The following is a 5,414-nucleotide window of genomic DNA, read 5'->3' as shown; positions in this document are numbered from 1 at the left end:
CTATCTCAGTGATGTGCTGAAAAGGCTGCCGACGCATAAAGCGACCCAAATAGAAGAATTACTACCACATCGCTGGAAATCCAACTCAAATTAAAAAATAGGCATGGGGTTCAGCGGACGCTTACTTTTGAACAAAAAAACAACAGTTTTTAGCATGATCAGCCTATTGATCAAATTCAAATTGGCAGATTATAGAATCTGAACATGTCGTAAAAAACAAATACATGATAACAAAAGGAGAGTTACTATGTGGTCACTCATTGTTGCGATTGTCGTTGGTTTTATTGCTGGTTTAATCGCGCGTGCGATCCATCCTGGAGATGACAAAGCCGGCTTCCTTATGACCACTGTACTTGGGATTGCTGGTTCCTTACTTGCCACCTTTGGCGGACGAGTATTAGGTTTATATGGTGAAAATTCTGCTGCTGGTTTTATTGCGTCCGTCATTGGTGCGATTGTCATTCTATTTATTTATAATTTAGTGACTAAAAAAACCCGTGCTTAATTCAAAAAGCATCAGTTATAAAAATACCCGTTGAATACGGGTATTTTTTTGCAAAAAATTAGGGTTGTGCTTCTTTCAACATTTCCTCTAATTCAGCAGCAGGAGAGGCACCTGTAACGATCGCCCCATTGGCAAATACGATACCCGGAGTACCGCCCAATTTCAGGCTTTTAGCTAGTTTTAAATTACGTTCAATTGGGTTAGCGCAGCTCTTGCTAGACTTGGGCTGAATACCTTTGACGATTAAATTATTCCAGGCCAATTCTGGGCTAGCTTCACAAAAAACTTGCTTTGATGGTGTAATTGATTGCGGCTTCAATGCTGTGACAAAAGTATAAATAGTAATGTCATTGAGTTTAGCCAACTCTAATTCAAGACGTTTACAATATGGGCAATTTGGGTCAGAAAAGATCGCAATCTGACGTTTTCCATTCCCCCTTACGCTTTTAATCGCATCTTGAAAGGGTAGTTTATTCCAATCCGTTTTTTGTTGATTCATCATCAATTGTTTGGTCAGGTTTTTCTGATCTTTTAGACGAATCATCGAACCTGCGATAATGTAGTCTGCATTTTCACTGACATAAATCACCTGATCTTCAACGAAGCCACTATATACTCCAGGCATCTCAGTCGTTTGAATATTTTCAATTCTTAAACTTGGGTGTTTTTGCTGCAATTGTTTTTGTACAGCATTTACGTCAGCAAAAGTGAGGCTAGTCGCAGTGGCTAACACCATCAATGCACAAAGTTTTTTAATCATCTATTTAACACATTTATAGAAATATTTGCTGTCATTCTATGTCGAAATAAAAACTTGTCTTCAAATTTTTTCACATGCTTACGCAAACGCCACAACTGGTTTCACGTGGAACATCTAAGCAATACAGGGTTGATTAATTTCTACCGAGATATGCACAATTTCCTCATGAATTGATAAGGCTGCACGGACTTGGTCAGCAGTAAGCGTATCTTGTGTTTCAAGAGCAACAATACAAGAAAATTGCCCTTTCGCCACTTTCCAAACATGTAAGTCGGTTACAACAACACGCGCTGGTAAATCTTGCAAAACCTCACGAATTTCAGTGACAACAGGATGATTCATTTCTGCATCTAATAAAGTCTGTGCTGTTTCTTTGATTAAAGCTAATGCCCATTTTCCAACTAAAATTGCGCCTACAATTCCTAATACAGCATCAAGAAAGCTCCAACCTAGCCATTTTCCTGCAAATAAAGCAATGATCGCCAGTACCGATGTCACTGCATCGGCAACCACATGCATAAATGCAGCTTTTTGATTTAAATCATGATGCTGCCCATGCTCAGGCTGCAAGGCATGATGACTATGTTCATGTTCATGTTCATGTTCATGTTCATGTTCATGTTCATGTTCATGGTGATGGTGATGGTGATGGTGATGGTGATGGTCATCATGCAGCAACCATGCACAGATTAAATTCACCACCAAGCCTAAAATCGCAATCGGTATCGCCTCGTTATAATGAATCTGAACAGGATTAAATAAACGTTCAACCGAATGGAATGCCATAAACAATGCCACGACCATCAAGAGTATGGCACTGCTATATCCCGCTAAAATTTCAATTTTCCATGTACCAAAACTAAAACGACTGTCTTTTGCATAATAACGTGCTGCACGGTAAGCAAAATAAGCTAAACCTAGAGCCAACATATGCGAACTCATGTGCCAACCATCTGCCAAGAGTGCCATGGAATTAAAAATCCATCCTCCAATGACTTCTAGAAACATCATGACTGCCGTTAAAATGGTGGCAAGCAAAATACGTTTTTGCGCGAGTGGATTTCCTTCATCAAATTGGTGATGATGGATTCTGACCGATGGGGAATGACTCATAATCTTTTTATGCTTAAATATACTCCCCCATAGTATATTTATTTTCGGGAGAATTGTATTGAGCCATTTACATCAAGACAAAAAAATATTGAATCGAGTAAAGCGCTTACAAGGACAAATCAATGCGGTAGATCAAGCCTTACAACAACCAGAAGCAGGTTGTATTGAGGTTTTACAACAGGTCGCAGCGATTAAAGGTGCAATCAATGGATTGATGAATGAATTAATCGAAGCACATTTGCGCCATCATGTTTTACCTGAAGGTGTGTCCATCAATGAGCAAGAATTAGAAGAGTTTATGACATTAATAAAACGTTATGGGTAAGTTTTGCGCAGATTGATTGACCTAAGTGAAACATTCCTTTTACACTCTTAGGCTCTCTCTCCCTTCCAATATAGATTGTTTTACTGTCTATATAATGCGACCTAAACATGACGACAAAAGCTTCATGGCGACCCTTTTTAATGGTCAGCCTTGCACTCTGTATGGGTACAATTGGTACCGCACTAGCAAGTCCACTGTATCCGATTTACCAGCAACTATGGGGGCTGCTGCCGAGCCACATCACCTATATTTTTGTCGCGTATATGTTTGGGTGCTTGGCAACCTTGCTTTTTCTAGGGCGTACCAGTAACAGTATTGGTTTTCTGCGAACGCTACAAATTGGCTTAGGTTTTATTGTACTTGGGCTGACATTGTCAGTTTTTGCTGAAAACGCACTGTGGTTATCTATCGGGCGTTTTATCATTGGTATCGCTTCAGGACTGATTAGCACTTCGGCAATGCTAGGTTTGGTCTATACTATTCCAGAACAACATAAACAAAATGCGCCACAATTTAGTTCAATCATCACTGTTATCGGTTTTGGATTAGGTCCGTTCATTGGTGGCTTGATCGCACAATTTTCAACCGCGCCATTAATCACTCCCTATATTCCAGTGATCTTAGGTGGGATTGCTTGTTTAATCGGCCTATTTTTGATTAAAACTCCGTCTTTTGAACCTCAACCTTTCTCAATCGCGCCTCATCTTGAATTACCTGAACCTCAGTTTAAAGCTCGCTTTTATATTGCGGGTTTAACTGCTTTTTGTGCATTTGGATCTTTTAGTTTATTTGCTTCACTTGCTCCGTCATTCGTTAAAGAAGCCATACCTTGGCACGGGCCTTTAGTCAGTGGTTCAGCCATCGCCAGTATTTTATTGGTTTCTGCCTTAGTTCAGTTTTTTGCTAAATCATTTGAACCCGCAAAATGTGTAAATGCCGGTTTAATCGTGCTGATCTGTAGTTATGTTCTACTTGCACTCTGTATGACACTGCATTGGAGCAGTTTATTCTTCATCAGTGATATTTTGGTGGGTGTTGGGCATGGACTTGGATTATTGGGTGCATTTGGGCTTGTCCATCAAATGACACGTCCCGAGAATCGAGCTGCGGTTATATCAACATATTTATTTATCGGTTACTTAGGTACGATCATTCCAATTATTGCCGCAGGCTATTTGTCGGATCACTTTGGTTTAATCGCAGGCGTACTCGGTTTTTGTATTGGCGTGGGACTACTTTGTTTGCTGTTGCTCGTGTGGCAGAAAAAACTAGATTCCCGCATACCAGCTAAAAAATAATTCGCCTCCACAATTCGTGCTGCTTTTGTGAACAGATACATTTTTTCAGGTAAGATCGCTCAGTGTCTTTTTAAAATTACTGAATATGCTCATTATTAAATGCGATATTGATCTAACTAAAAATAAAATTGTGGCGAAAAGCAATTACGGGGATATACGTTATATTTTACCTAACCAAGATATTCCCGCTTTAAAGCTCTATGATTTTGCGATGTGGGGATTTCTACCGATTGCTATGCGCTTAGGCTTGAATATACATATTCAAGGCAGCTTATCAATCCAATCTATTGAATCAGCACAACTCGTCTCAAAAGTGTGGGCCAGTTGGTTACCGAACTTATATCAGGCTGTACAAATTACAGCAGAGAGTATTATCCATCAGCCACAATCAGAACAGTCTCAACAAAACCTGACTTTTTTTAGCGGTGGCATAGATTCAACTTTTAGTTCATACAGCCACTTTTTAAAACACGGCAAAGACTCAGATTGTTTAACTGTACATGGTATGGATTATAAGTTTGATGATCATGCAAAATTTGAAGCCTTACTCGATCAAACAGCAGCATTTCGAAAGGAAGTTTTTAACACGAGCCATATCATTCAAACCGATGCCTATAACTTATACAGTAAATATGGATGTAACCCTAAAGGCTCACATGTAACACATATATTCTCTTTATTTTCATGTGCAACACTCTTTAATAAATATCAACACTATCGCATTGCAGCAGATTACAGGCTCGATCAGCAATTTTTCGTTCATCCTTACGGCTCAAACACAGCAACCAATCGATTAATGAAGAATCATAATGCCGATTTAACCACATTGGATGACCATGTCACACGGGCACAAAAAACTGCCTTTTTGAATCAATCTCAACTGGATTTAAGTACTTTATCAATTTGTGTAGATTATTCTGCGCGGCCTAAAAACTGTGGAAAATGTAGTAAATGCATGAGAACAAAAGCAATGTTTTATGCAATTGATTCAAAAATTCCAGAAATTTTTGTTGATACCCAATTTAATCAAGATTGGTTTCAAGCTATTCCATTTCATTCAAAATTAAACCGTGCTTTCATTTTTGATATTTTAGCGACTGTCGAAAGCGCATCTAAACAAGATGAATTTCCTGGGTATTCTAAGCTTAAAAATAAAGTGACAGCCGCTTCAAAACGAGCTGAAGTAAACCCATTTTATCAAATGGAGCGTAAAACTCTGTCCTTCAGGTCAGAGATATAAGCGACACGACATGAAGTGTCGTTTGATTTAACTAAGGACTATTTTTCTTGAGTTTTGATTGTTAATATAAGTACATGAAAACCCTTAAATTACGTATAAAAGACAAACATTGCAAGGTGTTAGACCAACTAGCATCAGAAGTGAACTTTGTCTGGAATTATGTCAATGATTTA

6 protein-coding genes and 1 pseudogene are annotated in these 5,414 nt (G+C 38.8%); 5 read left to right on the top strand and 2 right to left on the bottom strand.

Features of this window, described 5'->3' with window-relative positions; genetic code table 11:
* Together FTV09_RS16955 and FTV09_RS16950 are read left to right on the top strand one after the other, a co-directional pair.
* Positions 1 to 94: transposase domain-containing protein (locus FTV09_RS16955; RefSeq protein WP_136143756.1), on the top strand; the 94-nt coding region annotated here is incomplete at its 5' end.
* Positions 95 to 247: 153 nt separating this feature from the next.
* Positions 248 to 505, top strand: coding sequence for a GlsB/YeaQ/YmgE family stress response membrane protein (locus FTV09_RS16950; protein WP_067762840.1), 258 nt, complete (start codon positions 248 to 250; stop codon positions 503 to 505).
* Positions 506 to 563: 58 nt separating this feature from the next.
* On the opposite strand, the gene FTV09_RS16945 is transcribed toward FTV09_RS16950, so the two are convergent.
* Together FTV09_RS16945 and dmeF are read right to left on the bottom strand one after the other, a co-directional pair.
* Entirely contained in the window at positions 564 to 1,265 is a 702-nt protein-coding gene (locus FTV09_RS16945; RefSeq protein ID WP_180058947.1) for a DsbC family protein, read from the bottom strand.
* Positions 1,266 to 1,335: 70 nt separating this feature from the next.
* A pseudogene (gene dmeF / locus FTV09_RS16940) lies at positions 1,336 to 2,378 on the bottom strand (CDF family Co(II)/Ni(II) efflux transporter DmeF).
* A gap of 58 nt (positions 2,379 to 2,436) precedes the next feature.
* Here dmeF and FTV09_RS16935 point away from each other — a divergent pair.
* The 3 genes from FTV09_RS16935 (at position 2,437) to FTV09_RS16925 (ending at position 5,241) form a co-directional block, all read left to right on the top strand.
* Positions 2,437 to 2,703 (top strand): metal/formaldehyde-sensitive transcriptional repressor, encoded by a 267-nt coding sequence (locus tag FTV09_RS16935; RefSeq protein WP_067762837.1) that lies wholly within the window; start codon positions 2,437 to 2,439, stop codon positions 2,701 to 2,703.
* A 140-nt stretch (positions 2,704 to 2,843) separates the two neighbouring features.
* On the top strand, positions 2,844 to 4,001 hold the full coding sequence (locus FTV09_RS16930; RefSeq protein WP_067762856.1) for an MFS transporter: 1,158 nt from the start codon (positions 2,844 to 2,846) through the stop codon (positions 3,999 to 4,001).
* A 130-nt stretch (positions 4,002 to 4,131) separates the two neighbouring features.
* Entirely contained in the window at positions 4,132 to 5,241 is a 1,110-nt protein-coding gene (locus FTV09_RS16925) for a hypothetical protein (RefSeq protein WP_180058945.1), read from the top strand.
* Positions 5,242 to 5,414 lie beyond the last annotated feature (173 nt).

The organism is Acinetobacter sp. YH12227, assembly GCF_013417785.1.
GTDB lineage: Bacteria > Pseudomonadota > Gammaproteobacteria > Pseudomonadales > Moraxellaceae > Acinetobacter > Acinetobacter gandensis.
Note: the sequence above shows the minus strand (reverse complement) of the source record. Positions and strands in the feature narration are given on the sequence as shown.

Excerpts from the sequence above, each read along its gene's own strand:
- FTV09_RS16930 (WP_067762856.1), top strand. The coding sequence starts at position 2,844 with ATGGTCAGCCTTGCACTCTGTATGGGTACAATTGGTACCGCACTAGCA.
- FTV09_RS16945 (WP_180058947.1), bottom strand. The coding sequence starts at position 1,265 with ATGATTAAAAAACTTTGTGCATTGATGGTGTTAGCCACTGCGACTAGC.
- FTV09_RS16950 (WP_067762840.1), top strand. The coding sequence starts at position 248 with ATGTGGTCACTCATTGTTGCGATTGTCGTTGGTTTTATTGCTGGTTTA.